General features: G+C 58.3%; 21 protein-coding genes. 8 read left to right on the forward strand and 13 right to left on the reverse strand.

Annotated features, from left to right (window positions below; genetic code table 11):
- The first annotated feature begins 113 nt into the window (after positions 1–113).
- Positions 114–2,132 carry a hypothetical protein gene (locus tag AC5FXY_RS02285; RefSeq protein WP_493555010.1) on the forward strand — a complete coding sequence of 673 codons (2,019 nt, stop codon included), beginning with the start codon at positions 114–116 and terminating at the stop codon, positions 2,130–2,132.
- Between the two features lie 61 nt (positions 2,133–2,193).
- Here the strand turns inward: AC5FXY_RS02285 and AC5FXY_RS02290 are convergent, their stop codons facing one another.
- A complete protein-coding gene (locus tag AC5FXY_RS02290) occupies positions 2,194–3,021 on the reverse strand; it encodes a hypothetical protein (protein ID WP_493555011.1) in 828 nt (275 codons plus the stop codon).
- 124 nt (positions 3,022–3,145) lie between these two features.
- On the opposite strand from AC5FXY_RS02290, the gene AC5FXY_RS02295 reads away from it, so the two are divergent.
- Both AC5FXY_RS02295 and chrA read left to right on the forward strand, forming a co-directional pair.
- On the forward strand, positions 3,146–4,132 hold the full coding sequence (locus tag AC5FXY_RS02295) for an isopenicillin N synthase family dioxygenase (protein WP_493555012.1): 987 nt from the start codon (positions 3,146–3,148) through the stop codon (positions 4,130–4,132).
- A gap of 212 nt (positions 4,133–4,344) precedes the next feature.
- Complete coding sequence (gene chrA / locus AC5FXY_RS02300; protein ID WP_493555013.1) at positions 4,345–5,622, forward strand: chromate efflux transporter; 1,278 nt, start codon at positions 4,345–4,347, stop codon at positions 5,620–5,622.
- A gap of 122 nt (positions 5,623–5,744) precedes the next feature.
- On the opposite strand, the gene rfbA is transcribed toward chrA, so the two are convergent.
- The 7 genes from rfbA to prmC all read right to left on the reverse strand — a co-directional run bounded on the left by rfbA (position 5,745) and on the right by prmC (position 12,897).
- Positions 5,745–6,620 (reverse strand): glucose-1-phosphate thymidylyltransferase RfbA, encoded by an 876-nt coding sequence (gene rfbA, locus AC5FXY_RS02305; protein WP_493555014.1) that lies wholly within the window; start codon positions 6,618–6,620, stop codon positions 5,745–5,747.
- An 80-nt stretch (positions 6,621–6,700) separates the two neighbouring features.
- On the reverse strand, positions 6,701–7,708 hold the full coding sequence (locus AC5FXY_RS02310) for an SDR family oxidoreductase (RefSeq protein WP_493555015.1): 1,008 nt from the start codon (positions 7,706–7,708) through the stop codon (positions 6,701–6,703).
- A 112-nt stretch (positions 7,709–7,820) separates the two neighbouring features.
- Positions 7,821–8,876 carry a dTDP-glucose 4,6-dehydratase gene (gene rfbB, locus AC5FXY_RS02315; protein WP_493555016.1) on the reverse strand — a complete coding sequence of 352 codons (1,056 nt, stop codon included), beginning with the start codon at positions 8,874–8,876 and terminating at the stop codon, positions 7,821–7,823.
- A 17-nt stretch (positions 8,877–8,893) separates the two neighbouring features.
- Positions 8,894–9,922, reverse strand: coding sequence for a UDP-glucose 4-epimerase GalE (gene galE / locus AC5FXY_RS02320; RefSeq protein ID WP_493555017.1), 1,029 nt, complete (start codon positions 9,920–9,922; stop codon positions 8,894–8,896).
- A gap of 98 nt (positions 9,923–10,020) precedes the next feature.
- On the reverse strand, positions 10,021–11,316 hold the full coding sequence (locus AC5FXY_RS02325) for a nucleotide sugar dehydrogenase (protein WP_493555018.1): 1,296 nt from the start codon (positions 11,314–11,316) through the stop codon (positions 10,021–10,023).
- 43 nt (positions 11,317–11,359) lie between these two features.
- The gene (locus AC5FXY_RS02330; RefSeq protein WP_493555019.1) at positions 11,360–11,956 is read right to left on the reverse strand and encodes an acyltransferase; all 597 of its coding nucleotides are present in this window, start codon (positions 11,954–11,956) and stop codon (positions 11,360–11,362) included.
- An 80-nt stretch (positions 11,957–12,036) separates the two neighbouring features.
- Positions 12,037–12,897, reverse strand: coding sequence for a peptide chain release factor N(5)-glutamine methyltransferase (gene prmC, locus AC5FXY_RS02335; protein ID WP_493555020.1), 861 nt, complete (start codon positions 12,895–12,897; stop codon positions 12,037–12,039).
- A 58-nt stretch (positions 12,898–12,955) separates the two neighbouring features.
- Here prmC and ribD point away from each other — a divergent pair, with 58 nt between their 5' ends.
- The 4 genes from ribD (at position 12,956) to AC5FXY_RS02355 (ending at position 16,758) form a co-directional block, all read left to right on the forward strand.
- A complete protein-coding gene (gene ribD / locus AC5FXY_RS02340; protein WP_493555021.1) occupies positions 12,956–14,011 on the forward strand; it encodes a bifunctional diaminohydroxyphosphoribosylaminopyrimidine deaminase/5-amino-6-(5-phosphoribosylamino)uracil reductase RibD in 1,056 nt (351 codons plus the stop codon).
- 110 nt (positions 14,012–14,121) lie between these two features.
- Positions 14,122–14,604 (forward strand): GAF domain-containing protein, encoded by a 483-nt coding sequence (locus AC5FXY_RS02345; protein ID WP_493555022.1) that lies wholly within the window; start codon positions 14,122–14,124, stop codon positions 14,602–14,604.
- Between the two features lie 184 nt (positions 14,605–14,788).
- Complete coding sequence (locus AC5FXY_RS02350; RefSeq protein ID WP_493555023.1) at positions 14,789–15,460, forward strand: Cj0371 family chemotaxis-regulating polar lipoprotein; 672 nt, start codon at positions 14,789–14,791, stop codon at positions 15,458–15,460.
- Positions 15,461–15,585: 125 nt separating this feature from the next.
- Positions 15,586–16,758: a glutathionylspermidine synthase family protein gene (locus AC5FXY_RS02355; protein WP_493555024.1), complete on the forward strand. Its 1,173-nt coding sequence runs from the start codon at positions 15,586–15,588 to the stop codon at positions 16,756–16,758.
- Between the two features lie 5 nt (positions 16,759–16,763).
- Here the strand turns inward: AC5FXY_RS02355 and AC5FXY_RS02360 are convergent, their stop codons facing one another.
- The 5 genes from AC5FXY_RS02360 to AC5FXY_RS02380 all read right to left on the reverse strand — a co-directional run bounded on the left by AC5FXY_RS02360 (position 16,764) and on the right by AC5FXY_RS02380 (position 21,940).
- The gene (locus AC5FXY_RS02360) at positions 16,764–17,426 is read right to left on the reverse strand and encodes a hypothetical protein (RefSeq protein ID WP_493555025.1); all 663 of its coding nucleotides are present in this window, start codon (positions 17,424–17,426) and stop codon (positions 16,764–16,766) included.
- A gap of 58 nt (positions 17,427–17,484) precedes the next feature.
- Entirely contained in the window at positions 17,485–18,165 is a 681-nt protein-coding gene (locus tag AC5FXY_RS02365; RefSeq protein ID WP_493555026.1) for a phosphatidylserine decarboxylase family protein, read from the reverse strand.
- A 219-nt stretch (positions 18,166–18,384) separates the two neighbouring features.
- Positions 18,385–19,671: a Glu/Leu/Phe/Val family dehydrogenase gene (locus tag AC5FXY_RS02370; protein ID WP_493555027.1), complete on the reverse strand. Its 1,287-nt coding sequence runs from the start codon at positions 19,669–19,671 to the stop codon at positions 18,385–18,387.
- A 171-nt stretch (positions 19,672–19,842) separates the two neighbouring features.
- Positions 19,843–20,838 carry a phosphatidate cytidylyltransferase gene (locus AC5FXY_RS02375; RefSeq protein WP_493555028.1) on the reverse strand — a complete coding sequence of 332 codons (996 nt, stop codon included), beginning with the start codon at positions 20,836–20,838 and terminating at the stop codon, positions 19,843–19,845.
- Positions 20,839–20,893: 55 nt separating this feature from the next.
- Positions 20,894–21,940 (reverse strand): CPBP family intramembrane glutamic endopeptidase, encoded by a 1,047-nt coding sequence (locus tag AC5FXY_RS02380; protein WP_493555029.1) that lies wholly within the window; start codon positions 21,938–21,940, stop codon positions 20,894–20,896.
- 203 nt (positions 21,941–22,143) lie between these two features.
- Here AC5FXY_RS02380 and dusB point away from each other — a divergent pair, with 203 nt between their 5' ends.
- The gene (gene dusB / locus AC5FXY_RS02385) at positions 22,144–23,130 is read left to right on the forward strand and encodes a tRNA dihydrouridine synthase DusB (RefSeq protein ID WP_493555311.1); all 987 of its coding nucleotides are present in this window, start codon (positions 22,144–22,146) and stop codon (positions 23,128–23,130) included.
- Positions 23,131–23,278 lie beyond the last annotated feature (148 nt).

A 23,278-nucleotide genomic window follows, 5' to 3' on the forward strand; every position in this document is an offset into this window, starting at 1 on the left:
CGAGCATGACTCCCACCACACAATCATGTTATTAGCCAATTAGGCTGTTGATTGTAAGGCGCACCTCAATTTAGTACTTTACAGCATAATCGCCACCCGCTTCCGCTGCTGTTATGCGCCGCTTTACTTGCCGTTGGATTGCCGTCGTCGGCGTGGCAGGTGCTGCGCTAGCGCAACAACGGGCTCGGGCGCAAAGCGGAACGGAGCTGATCGTAAGCTCGGTAGCCCCGGCCGATACCGTGCTGGGACTGCGCCTGTACGCGCGGCGCATCGGGGTGAGTACGTACACTCAGCAAAGTGTGGCCCTGGGTCACTGGCATTTGGGGCCAAAACAAAGCTTGCGCTACCGCATGCTATCCGAGTGGGTGTACGATACGCGCGGCCGCCCGCCGTTCGTCCGCGAAGACTACCGTGGCGACGTGCTGCACACCGTCGCTCTGGGGCGCGGTTGGCACACTGGGCAGCAAGCAGTATACGATTACAGCCACGCCAACAGCATCCGAACGGTGGTGTGGCTCGGGCGGCTGGGCTGGCAACACCGGCTGCGGCCGCGCTCCAGCCGCGATTCGCTCTCCTCCGTACGGGTGGCGCTGCTTGGCGGCCTTACCCATGACGCCCGCAACCAACGCCAAGACCTTGGCCCTACGTTCGGCGCCGAGCTGACAGCTTTGATTCGCCCGCTGCCGGGCCGCCCCGAGCCCATCGGGCTGCGCTTTGTGGGCACTCAAACGCACCTTGGCCAGCGTCGCTGGCAGCGGGCACTGGCCGACGCGTTCTATGAGCGTCCGCTCGACGAAAACAGCCAAGGTTTGTTGCGCCTCGGCTACCGCAATACCCGCACCGAAGATTACCTGCCCGGCAATGTGCAGCGTATCCAAAGCGACACCATCATGGCGCAGCTGGGCTGGGCGTATCAGCTGCCGGGGCAGATTGCGTTCCGCTCCGATAACAACCTGCTGCTGCCTACCCGGGCTTTTCTATACCGTCGCCTCACGTCTACGGCCGATACGCTGCAAAACCTGGGCTATCAGCAACAGGAATATGATACCCGGCAGGAACTGCTGCTCACGCGCAACAAGCTGCAGGGCCGCGTGCAGTTTTGGTACCACCAACGCGCCCGTGGCTATTACCTCGATAATAACCGCCGCCTCGCGCCGGCCCGCTTTCTGGCCGCGGAGCAGCGCGAACGAATCAAGGACATCCTCGAAAAAACCACCCAGTGGCAAGCCGAGCTAACCTGGCTCCCCCACCCGCGCCATGCCTTGAGCGGTGCTGGTATTGCCCAACTGCTGCGCGTGGATACGCCTAGCCCCGACAACTATCAGGACCGCGACGAAGCCAGTCATCAGCTGCGGCTGCGGCTTACTTCGCGCTGGCACCCCACGTTCCGCACCTCCCTCGGTCTGTGGGGCGAGTACCGACACTTCGTATTCATCAAAGCCCAGCAAAGCGCCGAGAACTACACGGACCGGCTGCTGCATTGGGAACCTAGCTTCACTTGGGTACCCGGCACCTTCAGCTGGCGGGGCAGTTATCATCTGTGGGTGAGCTACCAGGTGCGCGACCGGACCAGTGAACAGTTGCGCAACCGCGCCAGCCGGGTATTGGAGCTGGAGCAGCATCTGCAGTGGGAGGTACGCCCCCAGTGGCTGCTCACGCTGGATTACCAGCGGCGCGAAAACCGCTTAGGCCAGCTGAACTGGCAGCAGTTCCGGGAAAGCCCGCTCGACACCACTATCCTGCACGATCTTAGCTTGGGCCTACGCCGCGGCTGGCACGGCACGCGGGGGCAAAGCAGCCTGCGCGTGGGTTACCGCTTTCTGGAGCAACGCAACCATCAACGTGCGGCTCTCCTGCCGGAAGACACTGGCCCGTCCGGCCTTATTTACCTGCGTACGCTCACGCGCCAGCAAGGCCCCGAGTTTGCCTTTGAACGTCGTGCGGGCCCGCTTACCCTCACTTCCAGCCTGTGGCTTCAGCAGCTACAAAACCTCTATCACTACCGCACGGGCCGCGGCAGCTACGCCGGCAGTGCCTATACAGCCACCGAGCTAGCTCAGCGCACCCGGCGCATGTTGCCTTATTTCGAACTGCTACTGGAGTGGCAGTGGCGGCGCCAGCGGCGCACCTGAAAGCAAAAGCGCCCACTCTTCCAGGAGCGGGCGCTTCGCCAAAGTAAACTTTGCCAACAAGTTACGGCTGCAGCGTAATCGTGCGCGTCACCGTATTGAAAGGACCGGGAATTACCGTGCCGTTGGCATCCACCAGCTCCAGGCGGATGGTATTCTGCCCCATCGGTAGGCCTTCCATCATGTAGGGAGCCCACTGATCCAGCATAAACTCGGTGTCGTTGATGGTGGCCCGCACCTTGTTTCCTTCCGGCGACAGGGTAGTATTTACCAGATAAAAATCCAGCATGACGCGCTGCGCATCTTTGCCGGTATATGTGTCCTTCGGGCGGCTGTAGAATAGGTGTTGCCCTTTGGGGTCGAAGTTGGTCGGCTGGGCGGAGTTGCCCACGTTGATTACCCGCAGGTCGTAGGCGCCCCGATGCTTCAGGCTCTCGTGGTAAGAGCGCGACAGAAACGAGAGCACCACGTGCTGGCCGTCGGGAATATTCTTGGTAAACTCCGTCGTGTAGTGCGCCGTGTAAGGCTGATTGTCCACAATGTTGTGAATATGCTGCCCCTGCGCCGAGTTAGCCATATGCTCAGCGTGCATGCTGCTGGTCATCTTGGTCAACTGAAAGTTGGTCAGGTCGTAGTCAAAAGCTACGGCGCCGCTTGGTGCGGTGGCTCCTCCAGCTGGTGACTTGAGCTGCAGTGCGGCGGCGGCATACTTCGGCGAATCAGTGAACGGCGTTACCCGAATGCCATTCTTCTCCATGGTTGCCAGGCCACTAGTGCTGGTGGGGGTGTTGACTTGCTCAGCGGTAGCCGTGCCACCTGACTGTTGTTTTGCCGTGTCACAAGCTGTGAACCCAAGCGCGGAGGCGCCCAGGACCCAAAATAATTTCTTCATGAAATAGGGTAAGGAAGGTGTGGTGGAAACGGAATCCAGCAGTGCTGCGACGGCAAAGCAAGCGTTTTTTGAGTATCTTGCCGAAGTACGAAAGGTTTTTCCAAAAGTATATTGCGAATTCGCTATGAGCGAAAAATTGTTGGACGAAATCCCGTCGCTTGACCTTGCGGACTTCCGCTCAGGCGACCCAGAACGCAAAGCCCAGTTCGTTCGCGCACTCGGCGAAGCTTACCAGAACATCGGTTTTGTGGCACTCAAAAACCACGGCCTGAACGATGAGCAGACCCAAAAGCTCTATGCCGATGTGCAGGCGCTTTTTGGCTTGTCCGATGAGGTAAAGCAGAAGTATGAAAACCCAGAGCTGGCAGGCCAGCGCGGCTACATCAGCAAAGGCAAGGAGCACGCAAAGGGCCGCAACACTGGCGACCTGAAAGAGTTTTTCCACGTGGGCCAGGAGGTCGACGACCCGAACGACCCAATCAAGAGCGAGTACCCAGACAACATCTGGCCCGAGGAGGTGCCTACGTTCCGCCACACGGCCCTCCAGACTTACAAAACCCTGGAAGCCGCGGGCAAAGATGTGCTGCGCGCCATTGCCTTGTACCTGAACCTGCCGGAGAACTACTTCGACGATAAGGTACGCAACGGCAACTCCATCCTGCGCCCCATTCATTACTACCCCATCGAGAACCCCGATGCGGTACCGGCCGATGCCGTACGTGCCGCCGAGCACGGCGACATCAACCTTATCACACTACTGATGGGTGCTTCGGCTGATGGTCTGCAGGTACTGCGCCGCGACGGGCACTGGATTCCGATTACGGCCCTGCCGGATCAGATTGTAGTGAACGTAGGCGACATGCTGCAGCGCCTTACCAACGGCGTACTAAAAAGCACTATCCACCGCGTGGTAAACCCGCCTCGTGAGAAGATGAACTCATCGCGCTATTCTATTCCGTTCTTCATGCACCCACGCTCCGAAATGAGCCTGGCTGCGCTGGAGAACTGCGTAACGGCTGACAACCCGAAGCAACAGGAGGACATCACTGCCGGCGAATTCCTCAACGAGCGTCTGATTGAGCTCGGTTTGAAGAAAAAAGCCACGATGTAATTAGCTGGCCCCGGATGCATAAATCCGAGCCAGGTATAAACCGCAAAGGTGCTGCAACTACTCAGTTGCAGCACCTTTGCGGTTTATATTATCAATGTAGCCTATCTCACCGACGCTCGGGTGGCTTTTTAAGTGTTGGCAATACCCGCACTGCCCGGCTTGTCATTCCACTGGGATTGTGCTTCTTTACCATTGCCACCCATGCCACTTACATGCCTGTGCAGCTCCCGGAACCCACCGAAGTCCGACTGGCACCACCGCCCCGCCGCTTGCGCACCAAGCGTGTGCGCGGTATTCTCTTCCTCAAAGACGTGGCCGTGTTGGCCCTGACTTCCTTTGGTGGTCCGCAGGCTCACACGGCCATGATGCTTCGCTTGCTGGTAGATAAGCGGCGCTATATCACCTCGGCGGAGTTGCTTGAGCTCATGGCTCTATGCCAAGTACTGCCCGGCCCCTCATCCACCCAGACCATTACGGCCATCGGTTTTCGACTAGGCGGGCCCAACCTAGCTTATTTGACTCTGCTGGTCTGGATGCTACCATCGGTGTGCATTATGACAGTAGCTGGTCTATCTATCAGTTACCTCGATAAAGAATTGGTGACCCGGCTGGTGCGCTTTGTACAACCGGTAGCTGTTGGGTTCGTCGCGTACTCAGCTTATAAGATTGCGGAGAAGGTTATTCATACCAAAACCGCCGTGGCCCTGCTAGTTGCGTCAGCATTGGTAGCGTACTTTTTTCAGCTTCCCTGGGTGCTGCCGTTGCTGCTGCTGGGCGGAGGCCTAGTTACCACTTTCCGCTATCGAAAGCTTCCGATGGTGGAGCGCAAAGAACCATTGCAGGTAGAATGGTCGAATTTCGTACTGTGGCTGGCGGTGCTGCTGCTGGCGGCATTACTGGGCCATTACACGCGCTTGCTGCCGGTACGCTTGTTTGAAAACTTCTACCGCAACGGGTCCCTCGTTTTTGGGGGTGGGCAAGTATTGGCTCCGCTCCTGTACGCCGAGTTTGTGGGTTTCAAAGGCTACCTGAGTAGCCCGGAGTTTCTATCGGGTTACGGCCTCACCCAAGCCCTGCCAGGACCAAACTTCGCCTTTAGCTCCTACATCGGCGCGCTGGCCATGCGCGAATACGGCATCGGCGGGCAGATCTTGGGCGCCTTCGTAGCGGCGGCAGGCATATTCATGCCCGGCACCCTCCTTATATTCTTTCTGATTCGCTTCTGGGACCAGCTTAAGCAGTACCGGGTGGTCAAAGCCTCATTGGAGGGCATTAACGCCGTAAGTGCCGGCTTGGTAGTAGCAGCTACGTTCCTGCTGTATCATCCTCTCCCCGATGGGTATGTCTGGCACCTGCCTGGTCGCTACGGCGTCGATTTACCGCTGAATCCGCTGCTGGTAGCCGCGACCTTTCTCGTCCTGTTATGGGACAGGGTTCCATCCTACGTACTGGTGCTTGGAGCGCTGCTCGCCGGAGCACTGCTTCGGTAGAACGACGAACTGTTTTTGTGGAGGCAAATGCACTTCCTGCGCTGCTTACCCTAACATCAAATACAAGGAGCCCGGCCAAATCGGCCGGGCTCCTTGTATTTACTGCCATATGCAATAGCCTATTAGCGCAGTACCAGTTGCTCGGGCAAACGCAGCAGATAATCGCCGTAGCCGCTTTTGCGCAGCGGCTCGGCAATCTTGCGCAGTTGATCCGCGTCGATAAAGCCTTGGCGGTATGCCACTTCCTCAATTGAACCAACTTTCAGACCCTGGCGCTGCTCGATCACGCGCACAAACTCACCAGCCTGCATCAGCGACTCAAACGTGCCCGTGTCCAGCCAAGCGGTGCCGCGGCCCAGGATACCTACTTTCAGTTTGCCACGGCGCAGGTACTCTTGGTTGACGTCGGTAATTTCGTATTCGCCACGCGGGCTCGGCTTGAGAGCTTTCGCAATGGTAACTACTTCGTTGTCGTAGAAGTACAGGCCCGGCACTGCGTAGTTGCTTTTGGGCTGCTTAGGCTTTTCCTCAATGCTCAGTGCCTGCAGCTTATCATCAAACTCTACCACGCCGTAGCGCTCGGGGTCGTGCACGTGGTAGGCATATACCACGCCGCCTTCTGGATTGCTATTCGACTGCAGCAATTCCTCCATCCCAGCACCGTAGAAGATGTTGTCGCCGAGCACCAAGGCTACTTTATCATCGCCGATAAAATCAGCCCCGATTACAAAGGCCTGCGCCAGACCATTTGGCACTTCCTGAATGGCATATTGGAAGTTACAGCCCAAGCTTTGTCCATCGCCCAACAGGCGCTGAAACTGCGCCTGGTCGTGGGGTGTGGTGATGATCAGGATGTCCTTAATACCTGCCATCATCAGCACCGACAGCGGATAATAGATCATCGGCTTGTCGTACACCGGCATGAGCTGCTTGCTCACGGCCAGCGTTAGCGGGTGCAAACGGGTGCCGGAACCGCCGGCGAGGATGATGCCTTTCATAGGGGCAGTGGTGAAATTGTTAAATGACTAAATGAGGCAGCGTTTCGCTTTGATCATTCAGCCATTCAGCCATTTGACAATTAGTTTCTCTCTTGAATGAACGCCTCGTTGGCTCGGAACCAGTCCAGGGTCTTTTTTAGGCCCTCGCGGATTCGAACCTGCGGATCGTACCCCAGTAAGCTTTTAGCCTTGCTGATATCGGCCAAGGAGTCGCGAATGTCGCCGGCCCGGTTGGGGCCATACTCGGGCGTAATGTCCACGCCAGCTTCCTCCTTCAAAATGTTGAACAAATCGTTGAGCGACGTGCGGTCGGCCACGGCGATGTTGTACACCTGATTGACAGCTTCGGGGTTTTGCACCAGTGCCGCACGGATGTTGGCCTGCACACAATTCTCCACGAAAGTGAAGTCGCGGGTCTGACCACCGTCACCGTTGATGCGCGGGGCCTTACCCTGCAGCACGGCGTCGATGAAAAGCGGAATTACCGCCGCGTAAGCCCCATTGGGGTCTTGGCGCGGGCCAAAGATGTTGAAGTAGCGCAGGCCGATAATTTCCATGCCATACGTCTTACCAAACACGTCGGCGTACAACTCGTTGGCATACTTGGTCACTGCGTAGGGCGACAGTGGTTTGCCAATGCGGTCTTCGATTTTGGGCAAATGGGGCGAATCGCCATAGGTCGACGAAGAAGCCGCGTACACGAAGCGCTTTATGCCGGCGTCTTTCGCCGCCACCAGCATGTTGACGAAGCCGCCCACATTCACGTCGTTTGAGGTAACGGGGTCGTTGATGGAACGCGGCACCGAACCTAACGCGGCCTGGTGCAGCACCACGTCCACGCCTTCGCAAGCCTTGCGGCAGGCCTCTGGGTCGCGAATATCCCCGTCGACGATTTCCAAGGCCGGATGGCCTTCAAACAAACGCAAGTTTTTGCGAAAGCCGTTGGAGTAGTTGTCGAAGGTGCGCACCTTCTTCACGCCGTACTTCAGCAGGTACTCGACGATGTTGGAACCGATAAAACCGGCCCCGCCGGTAACTAAAAAAGTCAGGTTATCGAGCGGCTGCTCGTGAAAGGGGGATTCGTACATGCTGATGTTAATGTGAGGAATGTGTTGAATGCGGGAAATGTGGAAATGAACGGCTAGTGCCGGGCTGTGCCCGGCCATTCACCTCATCTCCACATTCCCTTACATTTTCACATTATCGGGCGGCGTACTGCTGCCGGTAGTAATCTTGGTAAGAGCCGCTAGTGACGTGCTCCAGCCACTCCTTATTATCGAAGTACCAGTCGACGGTTTGGCGCAGGCCCTGCTCAAACGTAACTGAAGGCTTCCAGCCAAGCTCGTTCATGATCTTGCTTGAGTCGATGGCGTAGCGCAAGTCATGCCCGGCCCGGTCGGTTACGAACTTGATCAACTGGCGCGAGGTGCCCTGGGGCTTGCCCATCTTCTCGTCCATCACATCGCAGAGCAGGTGGATGAGGTCGATGTTCTTCCACTCGTTTACGCCGCCGATGTTGTAGGTCTCGCCCACTTTGCCTTTGTGGAACACTGCATCGATAGCCGTGGCGTGGTCTTTCACGAACAGCCAGTCGCGCACGTTTTCGCCGCGGCCATACACCGGAATTGGCTCGCCATTCTGGATGCGGTGCAGCGCCAGCGGGATGAGTTTCTCGGGGAAGTGATTCGGGCCGTAGTTATTCGAGCAGTTCGACAGCTTCACCGGCATGTGGTACGTGTGGAACCAAGCCCGCACAAAGTGGTCGGACGAAGCCTTCGAAGCTGAGTAGGGCGAGCGGGGGTCGTAGGCGGTTTCTTCGGTGAACATCTCCGTGCCCATCTCCAAAGAGCCGTACACCTCGTCGGTTGATACGTGGTAGAATACCTTGCCTTCAAAGCCCGATGGCTGCCACAGGTTGCGGGCTGCATTGAGCAGGTGCACGGTGCCGAGCACGTTCGTTTTTACGAAGGCCAGCGGATCGGTAATGGAACGGTCCACGTGCGACTCCGCCGCGAGGTGAATAACCGCGTCGGGTTCTTCGGTGGCAAACAGATGATCAACAAAAGCCTGATCCGTCAGGTCACCTTTAACAAAACGGTAGTTCGGCTGCTCCTCAATGTCGCGCAGGTTTTCGAGGTTGCCCGCGTAGGTCAGCGCGTCGAGGTTGAGGATCTGGTACTCGGGGTACTTCGTAACGAACAGCCGCACCACGTGCGAACCAATGAAACCAGCACCGCCGGTAATAAGAATTTTCATGGGCTTGTAAAGACGAGTTATGCGGGCTGCCCGCCCAGGTTTTGCTGCCAACGCCAGGCCGTGGCCAATGCTTCATCCAGCTCGACTTCTGTTTGAAAGCCCAGCACGTTAGCGGCTTTGGAAGCATCGGCGTATATGGCCGGCACATCACCGGTGCGGCGGGGGCCAGTTTGATATTTAAGCGGTTGGCCCGCTATTTTCTCGAACGCTTTCACCACCTCCAGCACGGAATTGCCGTGACCGGTGCCCACGTTGTAGGTTTCCACCGAGTCTGCGTTGCCGCTAAGTTGGCGCTGCACCGCTACCACGTGGGCGCGGGCTAGGTCGCCTACGTAGATATAATCGCGGATGCAAGAGCCGTCGGACGTGTCGTAATCAGTCCCGTAAACCGTCAGCTGCTCGCGCCAGCCAGCAGCGGTCTGCGTCACGAAGGGAATCAGGTTGTTGGGGATACCTAGCGGCAGCTCGCCGATGTAGCCCGAAGGGTGCGCGCCAATGGGGTTGAAGTAGCGCAGCAGCACGGTCTTCAACTCATTGGCCGGCGCTTGGTCCAGGTCGCGCAGGATGTCTTCGCACATCTGCTTGGTGCGGCCATAAGGCGAAGAAGCGGGCTTGGTGGGCGTTTCCTCGGTTACCGGCAGCGCATCGGGCACTCCGTACACAGTGCAGGAAGACGAGAAAACCAGGTTCTGCACCTTGAATTCGCGCATCAACTCCAACAGCACCAGCAAGGAGCCAACGTTGTTTTGGTAATACTCCAGCGGCTTCTGTACCGATTCACCTACCGCCTTTAAGGCGGCGAAGTGGATTACGCCGGCAATGTCGCCTTCGGCTTCAAACACCTTGCGGAAGGCGGCAGCATCGGTGCAATCGGCATGGTGGCATTTCACGTCATGGCCAAGAATAGCCCGCAGGCCATCTAATACCGACTCTTTGGAGTTGACGAAGTTATCGACAATAACCGGCTCGAAGCCAGCTTCGTGCAAGGCTACCACCGTGTGCGAGCCGATGTAGCCTGCGCCACCTGTTACAAGTATCTTGTTCATAGTCGAATGGCTGAATAATTGGGTGGTTAGATGGCTGACCGTTCAGAAACCGTGAACGGCCAATTAGCTAATCACCCAATCATATGATAATAAACAGCTTACAGGCTCCAGTATTGCAATTCGCTGATCTTTTCGCGGAAGAGGCCTTTGATGTCCACCAGCACCGCCTGCGGCGTGGTAATGGATTTGAAGTACTCTTCGTTTAGCTCAGTATACGGCTTGTGACTCACGGCTACCACCACGGCATCGTAGTCGTTGCTCATCTCTTCCTGCGGAATCAGGCGGAAGCCGTACTCGTGGTGCAACTCGTCGCTGTCGGCGTGCGGGTCCACAATGTCCACATTCACCGAGAAGTTGCGCAGTTCATTGATGACGTCGGCCACCTTGGAGTTGCGAATGTCTTCCACGTTCTCCTTGAACGTGGCGCCCATCACCAGCACCTTGGACTTGGACACGTCTTTGCCCTGTTTGATCATCATCTGCACCGTTTTGCGGGCGATGTAAGCTCCCATGCCGTCGTTGGTGGTGCGGCCCGACAGGATAACCTTCGCGTCGTAGCCCAGCTCCTTCGCCTTGTAGGTCAGGTAGTACGGATCGACGCCGATGCAGTGGCCGCCCACGAGACCGGGCGAAAACTTCAGGAAGTTCCACTTGGTGCCGGCAGCTTCCAGCACTTCGTAGGTGTTGATGCGCATACGGTCGAAAATCATCGACAGCTCGTTCATCAGGGCGATGTTGACGTCGCGCTGGGTGTTTTCGATGATCTTGGCAGCTTCGGCTACTTTGATTGACGACGCACGGTGCACGCCGGCTTTCACTACCAGCTCGTAGGTTTTGGCGATGATGTCCAGCGACTCTGCGTCACAGCCCGACACCACTTTCACGATGCTGGAGAGCGTGTGCTCTTTGTCGCCGGGGTTGATGCGCTCGGGCGAGTAGCCTACTTTGAAGTCGCCGGGGAATTTCAGGCCCGACTCCCGTTCCAGAATCGGAATGCAGTCTTCCTCGGTGCAGCCGGGGTATACCGTCGACTCATACACGACGAAGTCGCCCTTCTTCAGCACTTTGCCCACCGTGGTAGAAGCGCCGATGAGCGGCTTCAGATCGGGCATGGCGTGCTCATCGATGGGCGTGGGCACGGCCACCACAAAGAAGCGGGCCTCGCGCAGCACATCCAAGGAATCGGTAAACGTAATGTCGCAGCCTTCAAACGCTTCGGTTTCCAGCTCGCCGCTGGGGTCCACGTTGTTGCGCATCATCTCCACGCGCTGGGCGTTGATATCGAAACCGATAACGCTCATTTTGCGGGCAAACTCCAGGGCGATGGGCAAGCCCACGTAGCCAAGGCCGATGACGGCCAATTTGGCCTCTTTATTCAGTAACTGCTCGTACACGGGTCGGGGGACTTAGAAACGGGGAGCTTGGATATTCAGAGAATTAATGTTCGGCGCTGATACGCGAAACCTGTTGGCCGGTTAGCCGGTACTGCCAGCCGCTTTCGGGGCAAGTGGCCATGCCATCCGGACCAAAATCAAGACGATGGCCGTGCTGGCTCATCCAGCCGCGCTGCCGGGCCGGGTTGCCATACACGAGGGCAAAAGCCGGTACATCTTTGGTGACCACCGAGCCGGCGCCTACAAAGGCGTACTGCCCAAGGCGCACCCCGCACACGATGGTGCTGTTGGCCCCGATGCTTACGCCCTGCTCCAAGACCGTTGGCTGGTACTCGTGCCGGCGCGGCACGGCGGCGCGTGGATTGAGCACGTTGGTAAACACCGCTGAAGGGCCGATGAACACGTCGTCGTGGCATTCCACGCCGGTGTACAGGCTCACGTTGTTCTGCACCTTCACGTTGCGACCGAGGCGTACGCCGTCGGCCACGAACACGTTCTGGCCCAATGAACAGGCTTCGCCCAGCTCAGCCCCGCCGCTCACGTGGCAAAAGTGCCAGATGCGCGTGCCGTCGCCTACGCGGCAACCCTCGTCGAGCACGGCGGTGGGATGCGCAAAATAGGCGGAAGCAACTTCGGTCATAGGAAATCGGCAGCGGTTGTTTTCGGCGGGCAAAGGTAGGCCTTTTCACTTAGACGTCATTGGCTTGCACCGAGCAGCTTTCAGCCCGGCCACGTAGCACGCACCATGCGAGGGCGGCCGCTCAGGTCGGGCAGGGCGCGGGCGGCTACGTAACCGGCCTGCTGCAGCAGTGCCACCGTTTCCTCGGGCAAGGCTTCGTTTATTTCGAAGTAGATAGCACCACCGGGCTTTAGCAGCTGCCGGCCCAGGCCAGTAAGCCGGCGGTAAAAAAGCAGCGGGTCCTTATCGGGCACAAACAAGGCCGTGTGCGGCTCGAACTGCAGTACATTGGCACGCATCAGCGCTTGCTCAGAAGCCCGCACGTACGGCGGGTTGCTCACCAGCACATCCAAGCTGGCAACTGAAATGCCCGGCGGATCGGCTTGCAGAATATCGGCCTGCAGCCACTGCACCTGCGGTGCATATTGCCGACCGTTTTGGCTGGCTACTGCCAGTGCATCAGCCGAAATATCCAAGCCCCATACGTGACTATCAGGTAGCTGACGTGCCAAAGCAATGGGAATGCAGCCGCTGCCGGTGCCTACATCCAGCACCCACAAGCCGGACCGGCGGCCTTGCTCTTGCACAATTAACTGCACCAGCTCCTCGGTTTCGGGGCGGGGAATGAGCGTGGCGGGTGTTACCAGCAACTCCATATCCAGGAACGGTGCCACGCCCAGCACGTACTGTACGGGCTCGTGCAGCAGCAGCCGCTGTTGGATAGTGGCAGCCTGCGCGAGCTTGTCGGGGCTTACGGGCTCGGCAGCCTGCATACGACGCTGCAATGGTGAAAGCTGCAGCAGGTGCTCTACCACAATTGTGGCGACGCTGGCGCCCTCAGGACCGGGATAGAGCGGCCTCAGCGCATCGGTAAGCTGATCGGTAAGCTGGCGAATGGTCACGTTGGAAGCGGGGCTGTATCTTGGCTCGACAAAGCTACGCCTCTTGACTTCGCCGCCCATGCCGGAAGCTTCCGACTTCACCGTCCAAGATGAACTGCTGATGCGCCGGGCCCTTGATCTGGCCTTGCTAGGCGTGCACTCCGCCCGGCCCAACCCCATGGTGGGCTGCGTGGTAGCCGATGCCAACGGCCACGTGGTGGGGGAAGGCTGGCACCAGCAGTACGGTGGCCCACACGCCGAAGTGAATGCACTGGCCGCCGTGCCCGCTGAAACCGACCTGAGCCAATGCCGCGTGTATGTGACGCTGGAACCTTGTTCGCACTTTGGCAAGACGCCGCCCTGCGCGGATCTGCTCATTAGCAAAGGCGTGCGTGATGTGGTGGTGTGCAACGCTGACCCCAACCCACTCGTGTCGGGCCGCGGCTTTGAAAAACTGCGTGCAGCCGGTATCCAGGTACGCACAGGCTTGCTGGAGGCGCAAGGCCGGCGCCTGAACCGACGATTTTTCACGGCACAGGAACGCAACCGACCGTACATCATTCTGAAATGGGCCGAATCGGCGGATGGCTTCGTAGCGGCGGCGCAGGGCCAGCCCGTCGGCATCAGCGGCCCCATTGCCCGGATGCTGGTGCACCGCTGGCGTACCGAGGAGCAATCCATTATGGTCGGCACGCGCACGGCCCTGAACGACAACCCGCAGCTGAACGCCCGGGAATGGCCTGGTCCCAACCCCTTGCGCCTCGTTATCGACCGTGCTTTGGCGCTGCCGGCTACGCACCACCTGTTCGATGGCTCGCAGCCGACGGTGGTGTACACCAATGGTCAACGCGCCGATGCCGACAACCTTAGCTTCGTAAGCATTCCGCCGAGCCACGATCTGCTGCCGGCCATTCTGGACGACCTCAATAGCCGCCGTGTACAATCAGTGCTGGTGGAAGGCGGCCCGGCCCTGCACCAACTCCTGCTGAAAGCCGGCCTCTGGGACGAAATTCGGGTGCTACGTAGCCGTCGCGTACGCATTGGGGCTGGCGGCATCGTGGCACCGCCCCTCAGCCTGACGGGCTTGCGCGAGCATCGCCTAATCGGCGATGATGAGCTGTTCGTGTTTTATTGATCAGGTAACAGGTTGGAACTTGTGGGCTGAAATTCGGTTGCATCAGCGCGGGTTACTTTTGCCGCGGCTGGCGTGTTACCCGTCACCTATTACCCGTTATTCCTACAAAAATGGCTGAAGACCTTCTCATCGACCGCACCCTCACCAAAGCCGAGCAATACCAAGCCCTCTTACCCCAAATAGAAGCCCTTACAGCCGGCGAACCAGATCAAGTAGCCAATCTGGCCAATGCCATGGCCGCGCTCAAAGAGGCGTTTGGCTTTTTCTGGGTGGGCGTGTATGTGGTCAAGAACGACGAGCTGGTACTCGGTCCGTTTCAAGGTCCGGTAGCCTGCACCCGTATCCGGCATGGCAAGGGCGTGTGCGGCAGCTCCTGGGCCGAGGCCCGTACCTTGCTTGTGCCCGATGTGGAGCAATTCCCCGGTCATATTGCCTGCAGCTCGCTGTCGAAATCCGAAATTGTGGTGCCGTTGCTAAAAGATGGCGCCGTAGTAGCGGTGCTGGACGTCGATAGCGACCAACTGAACGACTTCGACGAAACAGACCAACACTACCTGGAGGAACTGTGCCGGCGCATGGCGCAGTGGTTTTAACCACCCTTCGACATACCCGAGTCCAAGCCACTTAGTTGGTTACTGTGGCTTAGGGCCAGATGTAATTGTTGTGCTTGTGCACTACTTGGCTTGCGGTGGGGTTAAGTAACAGGTAGGCATCTGCCACAACTTCTTCGCCCCCACCCTACGTACCCTCTTTCGTCAGCCTAACCTTCTTCCCGCCATGAACAAGTCTTTTTACCGCCTCGGCGACTGGCGCCGCAACTTCCTTTTGGTGGCCGCCGCGGCCAGCCTGGGTTTGTCGGTATTGCCGGCGTGTTCTTCCGATAACGGCCGCAACAACAGCGCCAGCGGAGACTGGAGCGGCGAAACGAGCGACTCGTTTAGCCAAGGCGTCATTACTGAAATGACCGAAGTGCAGCCCGGCGAGTGGAAAATCACCGCCGAGCGCCCGGCAGGCAAAGAAGAAGTAGCCGCTATCCTGCGCCATTTCGATGGCAAGGTGGATACGCTGCAAGGCCAGGCCCTGCAAAAGCAAATGCAGGACTACAGCCGCCAACACCCCGAAAACCGCGTGGCCGGCTCGGGTATGATGGACGTGCTGATGTGGAGCGGCATTGGCTTTATGGCGGGTCGTTTCCTTACGCCTAACCTTGGTGCCTATTCCAACCCAGGCGTGGCTCAGCGCAACAATGGCTGGCGCCAGTCCATTGCTCGCGAGCGGCAAAACGAAGGCCGCGGCTTCTACGGCCGTGGCTTCGCCGGGAGTCGTACTTCCCCCAATGCCGGCATCCAGGAAAGCCCGCGGGTGCGCAATACCGCCCCACGCATGAGCCGGAGTAGCGGCTTCGGTAGCCGCAGCAGCGGCATGGGCAGCCGGGGTTTTGGAGGATAATACAAGCTAGCCTGTCAGCCGGACGCTAGGCGGTGCCTGCTTTTCGCAGATGGCGACTTCCCATCTCGGAAATGACCCGCCAGCGTCTGGCTGACAGGCTTTTTTTGCACAGCTGAAAAAGAAAGATGATTCGTCTGCTCCCCCTTTCCGGCGACGTCACGCCGGCCATTCGTCGCTTGGGCTGGGACTGGGCCGTGGAAGAAGCCTGCGCCTCCTATCTCGCTCGCGAAGCCATATCCTTGACCGAGCCGGAGGCCGAAAAGCTGCTGCAAGCCGCCGATACGCTCTATGAGATGTATGTGCAGGCTGTGCCCGACAACCTGCCCGACGACTTCCTGCAACTCATGGGCATCCCGCAGAACCTGTGGCAGGCCGTGCGTCACTCCTGGAACGATGAGCGGCACTGGCACCTCTACGGCCGCTTCGATCTGGCCGCGACTGCCGAAGGGCCCAAGTTGGTGGAGTTCAACGCCGATACCGCTACCAGCATCCCCGAAACCGCCGTGGTGCAGTGGGCCAGCCTCATGGCTGCCGGTCAGCCCGAAGACCAGCAACAGGCCAATGGCTTATTTGAAGGCTTGGAGCTACAGCTTGCCGAGTGGCGCGAGCTGAACTCTGACCTCGAGCCCAGCCTATTATTGGTCTACCTGCCCGATAGCCCCGAAGACGAAACCAACTGCGCCGTGCTGGCCGAGGCCGCCCGCAGCGCTGGCTTCAGCTCCGTGCATGTTTGCCCCGTCGATGAAATGCACGTATCGGTGCAGGGCGACGAGCGTGGCGTCTGGGCCGAAGTTGGACCGGAACAGTGGCAGCGTTTCAGCTTCTTGTTCAAACTGGTGCCATGGGAAATACTAGCCGAAGAAGAGGTTGAACTAACTGCCGACCTCACGCAGCTCCTGCAAAGCCGCGACTTGATTATTGCCAATCCGGCTTACGCGCTGATCTTCCAAAGCAAAGCTATGCTGGCTTGGCTGTGGCAGATGTTTCCACATCACCCCCTGCTGGTGGAAGCTGCCATGGAAGACCTCAGTGGCCACTACGTGCGCAAACCACAATTTGGCCGCGAAGGCCAAAATCTTACCGAAGTCCAGGACGGCCGCGTGCAAAGCACCGTGGAAGGTGACTACGGTCAGCAGCCCCTAGTGCGTCAGCGTTGGCTGGAATTACCCGCCGACACGCAGGGCCGGCGCTACCAAGCAGGCGTATTCTGGGCCGGCGAAGCGTGTGCCATCGGTTTCCGGCGGGAAGCTGGGGTTATTACCAACCTGTCAGAATTCGTGCCCCACGTATTGAAGTAGTAAGCTCAACGGCGCTTCTGCCAGAATTTCCACCAGGATGAACGGTTGAAAGCAGGCGGGTGGGTGCTGTCCCTACTAGATTCGGAGCCGCTCACGGCGGCTGGCCGGGTGTCAATATAGGTGATGCCCAGGGGTGCGTCTGCATCGTTCTCAAAGCGGATCTGGCCATTACTCAGCCAGCCGATAACCTCTTGGGCCTGCTGCGACACGACCGGGTAGAAGCTATTTAGGTAGGCCATCTTCTGCTGTTCGGTCAGCTGGGCCCATTTGCCTAGCTCACTGCCCCATCCGTAGTCCACATCTACGGTCAGGCCCGCGCCGTAGCCTAGTTCGTGCAGGAAGTCGCAACCCTCGTAGCACCAGTTGTAAGTGGCCTTTAGGGCCAGCATAGTTCGGTCGGCGGAAGGCCGCTCCACAATATCATGCAGCAAGCCTAGCAGTTGGGTGCGGCGCACTTCACCCCATGTTACATAGCGCGTCAGCAGCGGCTCTAAAAATCGTATCGAGTCTCGCTGACGGTAGTTGAAGCTGATTAGCTCCAAGTAGTCGTCGGGGGCGAGTAGCGTTTCCAGTTCGGGCGTGGCGTACACCCACTGCTCGAAGTCGGCTAGCGGCAGCTGGCGGGCCAGCACCGCCACGAATTGTTTTTGTATCTCGGATAGCATCATTGCTAAATAAAAAGCCCGACAGCGCTGACTGTCGGGCTTTCTTATACGTCAGCCAACTTTAGAATAACGACTGCGACTTGGTCTTGAGTTGGGCAATAACCGTTTGGCCGCCCTTTACTTTTTCACCGATCTGCACTTTCATTTCAGTATCCACCGGTACGTAGATATCGACGCGGGAGCCAAATTTGATGAAGCCAAACTCTTCGCCCTGGCTTACTTCGTCGCCCTCGTTCACGTACCACACAATGCGGCGAGCCATAGCGCCTGCAATCTGGCGGAACAATACCTGCGGCCCAGCCTCGCTTTCTACCACTACGGTGGTGCGCTCGTTCTTGGTGCTGCTTTTGGGGTGCCAGGCCACCAAATACTTGCCGGGGTGGTACTTAAAGTACTTCACCACCCCCGATACCGGGTTGCGGGTGATGTGCACGTTGATCGGCGACATGAAGATGCTGATTTGCTTGCGCACGTCGTCAAAATACTCGGGCTCGTGCACGTCCTCGATTACGACCACCTTCCCATCGGCCGGGGCAATGACGATGTCCTCGTGGGTGAGCAGGTTGCGGAAGGGGCTGCGAAAAAACTGCAGCAGCAACAAAAAAGCCACCACCGACACGCCGGAAAACACGCGGTTGAACCCGACGCCCTGTTCATTGAATTGGTACAGCAGCAGGTTCAGGGCCAGCAGCGCCAGCAGCGTAAAGAATAGAATACGGCGACCTTCTTTGTGGATCTTCATAAATCGCAGATTAGCGCTGATTGAGCTGATTTCGCTGATTCAGGCATCAGTCAGGCAAAACAAACGAGCGGCAAACGGGGGCAGCTGGTAAGGGGCAAAAGCGGAACTCGACTACAAAGATAGCCCGGACCTTGCGGTCCGGGCTATTCTTTTCAAGATGGCTGAGCAGACTGCGCGACCGGTATCAGCGAAATTTGGCCACGCAGGGTTGTCAGTAAGTTAGAAGCTACCGCGGAATTTGTACGTCTGCGCTACCTTATCGATAGCCACTACGTACGCCGCGATGCGCATCGGGATGTTGTATTTCTGGCTGGTGGCGTACACTTTCTCGAAGGCATCGGTCATGATGCGGTCGGCGCGCTCAGTCACCATTTCCTCGGTCCACTTGAAGCCTTGGCGGTTCTGTACCCATTCGAAGTACGAAACCGTTACGCCGCCCGAGTTGGCCAGGATATCGGGCACCACCATAATGCCCTTGCGGTTGATGATGTCATCGGCCGAAGCCGACGTAGGACCGTTGGCACCTTCCACGATCAGGCGGGCCTGAATGCGGTCGGCGTTTTGCTCGGTGATGACGTCTTCCACAGCAGCCGGCACCAGCACGTCCACCGGCAAGGTCAGCAGCTCATCGGCATTTTCCATCAGCGTGGCGCCTTCGTAGCCATCCAGGCGGCCCTTGTGGGCATTTTTGTAGGCAATGGCTTCGTCGATGTTAATGCCGTTCTCGTTCCAGTAAGCACCGCTTACGTCGCTTATGGCTTTGATCTTAACGCCTTGCTCGCACAGCAGCTTGGCTGCCCAGGAGCCGACGTTGCCGAAGCCCTGCACCGCCGCCGACGACTGCTTCGGGTCCATGCCTAGCTTGGCCATGGCCGCCAGCGCCGATACCATTACCCCGCGGCCGGTGGCCTCGGTGCGTCCCAGCGAACCGCCCAGTACCAGCGGCTTGCCGGTTACCACGGCCAGCGAGGTCATGCCGGTGGTTTTGGAGAATTCGTCCATCAGCCACGCCATCTCGCGCGGACCGGTGCCCATATCAGGAGCCGGAATGTCTTTATCCGGACCGAACACATCCTTCATGGCCAGCGTGTAAGCGCGGGTGAGGCGCTCGATTTCGCCGGGGCTCATGGTGGTAGGGTCGCAGATGATGCCCCCTTTAGCACCGCCGTAAGGAATATCCACCACGGCGCACTTCCAGGTCATCCAGGCAGCCAGGGCCTTCACCTCATCGAGGTGCACATTTTTATCGTAGCGGATGCCGCCTTTCGACGGGCCCAATGCCGTGTTGTGAATTACGCGGTAGCCTTCGAACACGCGAATTACGCCGTTGTCCATCGTGACGGGAATGTGCACGATGACCTGCTTATCGGCTGCTTTGAGCACGTTGTACGTCGCATCGTCGAGGCCGAGGATATCGGCCGCCACGTTGAAACGCGACATCATGGATTCAAGCGGATTCTCGCGGTCCACTTTGGGGGCCGGTTCTTTATACACCGTAGTGGCCATGCTGCTGGTCGGGTAAGAGGTTAGGGGAATGGGGGAATGCAGAAACAGCGGCCGCCCGTAGCAAGCCGATCAGCTAAGCCAGCGGGCGGAAAATGACGCGCCAAAGGTACTAGGTTTCCCGATACGCATAAACAGCCTATTCAGGTAGAAATACCGTTGACTTTTGGCTTGCTACGCACCAAAAAGCAACTGCAGCACCACCAGCACCGGCACGACGAACAGAAAAGCGTCGAAACGATCGAGCAGGCCGCCGTGGCCGGGCATGATACGGCCAGAGTCTTTAACGCCGACGCTACGCTTGAGCATGGATTCGGCGAAATCCCCCAAAGGACCGAAGACGGCGACTACGGCGGCGGCCACGAGGCGGTGCGCCAGGGGTAACTCAGGAATAAAATAGCCCAGGCCCCAACCTACGGCCAGCGTGAGCAAAGCCCCGCCGGCCCAACCTTCCCAGGTTTTGCCAGGTGAGATATTGGGCGCGATTTTGTTCTTGCCGAAGTTTTTGCCGGCGATGTAGGCGCCGGTGTCGGCCGCCCAGATAAGGAAAAGCAGAGCGAAGATGCGGCGGTAATCGTAGCTGTTCACCCTCATGCCACTACTCGCCTCACTTGCTCCGGCCAACGTACCTTGCCCCCAATCATGACCGAGCTGTATTAGCAGAATCATTGGCAGGCTGACGTATATCAGCCCAATAAAGCAGACGGCAATATTTCCCAACGGATTGGTACTGCGTGGCCAGAGGTACATCTCGCGCAGCAACAAAGCTACGGGCAGCAACAGTACGGGCACGGCAAACCACAACGTCGGCAATATCAACGTGTGAAAGCCGGGTTGTTCGTTGGTTGCGAAATTCACCGTGGTGAAATCCGCGTTGAGTATGTACTTAAAGTAAAAGGTTAAGCCAAAGAAAAAGAGGCTCATTCCGATGCCAATAGCTGCTGCCGGTTGGTAACCAGCCGCGCGCATCATGCGGTAAAACTCGCGCAGCATCAGGGCCTGAATCAGCCCGAAAAATAGCCCAAATGTCCACCCGCTGTACCAGATGCTGCCCAGCAGCAGCACCGCTCCAACAACGGCTGAGATAATGCGCTGCCACATGTTGGACATGCCCGGTGGCTTGGCAGCAGTGGATGACTCGACGGCGGGCGGGGGCGTAGGGGTATTCAACGTAGCAGAAGCGCTGGGAGCAAGTGGAAGGAAGGAAGCGGTGGCAGCGCTGTACTTATACGGTCGGGCTTTCGGGCGGGGCGTCGATGCCGTGGCGGCTGAGCGTGTGGCCGTGGCCGGGTGTATCGGCCTGCACTCGTACGCCGTGGGAGGTAAGCGTATGCGCCTCATGCACGGCAGCAGCAGCGGGGGCAAACTGCTGTTTCAGCCAATACAGCAAGCCCAGCGTGAGCACTGCCGAAAGCAGCATCCACGACCACGGCATGGCCTCCGTGGAATCGGCATCGAACTCGATGTTGCGGCGCTGCTGCAAAAACAGCAGCAATAGCTGGAAAGCATTTTGGGCGAAGTGTGCCGCCATCGGCACCAGGATATTGCCGCTCCAGGCAAACAGATAGCCCAACAGCACGCCCAATATCATGCGGGGCAGGAAGCCAAAAAACTGCATGTGGACAGCACTAAATATAAAGGCCGACAGCCACACGCCCCAGTGCACCGAGCCAGAGAAGCATACGAACTGCTTCATGACCACGCCCCGAAACGTCAATTCCTCGGCAATGGCGGGTATCACGGCCACTACTAACAGAGCAACTAAGAAGCGGGTGGTCGTGCTGAAACGAGTAAGGAAGGTGGTCATTAATTGAGCCTGGTCTTCCTTGTAGCGGGCCCATTTTTCCACATCGTACAGCCAGGAAGGGAAATGAGCATCGGCATTCCAGGCAATAAGCCCCGTGAGGGCGGGCAGGCTGATGATGATGAGCAGCATAGCCGCCAGCAACCACCAACCCGGCACCGGGCGCCGGGGCATGAAATAGTCGAGCGGCTTCAGCCCCCTAATGACGGGCAGCAAATAAGCCGCTACTCCAAGACCTAACAATAATGTCAGGCCCTGCATCCACATCAGTACCTCCCAGCTATAAGCGTATTTGGTCGGCGACGAGGCGATATTGGTAAGTTGGGCCAAGCTTGTTACTCCATAACCTACCGCCACGATTCCCCAGGACAGGAAGGTCGCCGCGAGCAAACCGGTCATCACCAGCACAAACAGCAGCACCAGCGTCAGTAGCGGACTCAGGGACTCTTCCCGGGTAATGCCTTTCATGAGGTGGATAGTTAGAGCGGGGTACTGTAACGTGGAAACGAGGTTCGGGCCAGAACTAAGAAACTGTTGCTCACGCTTCTTGGTTGGGGTACTCTGAATGCAGTACGTGGTACGCACTACTGTCATCCGTCGTAAATTTGCGCAAAATACGCCAACGGGCCCCGCTCTACCTTACCAGGGTGCCTGCAAAGCGCTTCTTCTTTATGGTTTACATCCGCGACATTGCTTTGCCCGATTTCCCCCTGCTGCTCGCTCCGATGGAGGACGTATCGGACCCGCCGTTCCGTGCCGTGTGCAAGCAAGGCGGGGCCGATCTGATGTACACGGAGTTTGTGTCGTCGGAGGGGCTAATCCGCGACGCGGCCAAGAGCAGGCAGAAGCTCGATGTGTTTGACTACGAGCGGCCCATCGGCATTCAGCTATTCGGCTCCGATGTGCAGACCATGGCCGAATGCGCCAAAATCAGCACCGTGGCCGGCCCCGACCTCATCGACATCAACTACGGCTGCCCCGTGAAGCAAGTAGCCTGCAAGGGGGCTGGCGCGGCCCTGCTGCGCGACATTCCGAAAATGGTGCAGATGACCGAGGCTGTGGTAAAGGCCACCCACCTGCCCGTAACGGTAAAGACGCGCCTGGGCTGGGACGAATCCACCAAGAATGTGGAAGAAGTAGCTGAGCGCCTGCAGGACATTGGCATCGAAGCTCTTACCATTCACGGCCGCACCCGCGTACAGATGTACAAGGGCGAGGCCGACTGGCGTCTGATTGCCAAGATCAAGGAGAATCCGCGCATCCGCATCCCGATTTTTGGCAATGGCGACATCGACTCGCCGCAGAAGGCCCTGGAATACAAGAACCGCTACGGCGTCGACGGCATCATGGTGGGCCGCGCCAGCATCGGTTATCCGTGGATTTTCCGCGAAATCAAGCATTACATGGCTACCGGCGAGCTGTTGGTTCCGCCCACGCTGGAGGAGCGCGTACAGGCTTGTCAGATGCACTTTGAGAAGGGCATCGAGTGGAAAGGCCCAAAGCTGGGCATCTTCGAGATGCGCCGCCACTACGCGCAGTACTTCAAGGGCTTGGTAGGAGCCAAGCAGTGGCGCACGCGCCTGGTGGAAGCTGGCACGCCCGAGGAGGTACGCGAGATTCTAGCCGAAATAGCCCAGGCCGAGGCGGTGTACGCGTAAGCAACCTTGCCCCCAGCGGCCTTTCGAAGCCTCCTCAGCTTCATTGCCACGCAGGGTTAGGCAATCAACAACAGAGGGGCCGCCGAACTCAGGTTCAGCGGCCCCACTTCACTTTATAGCGTTCTAGAAAGGGCATCGCCCCGGCATC

The organism is Hymenobacter sp. FMD4, from assembly GCF_058932745.1.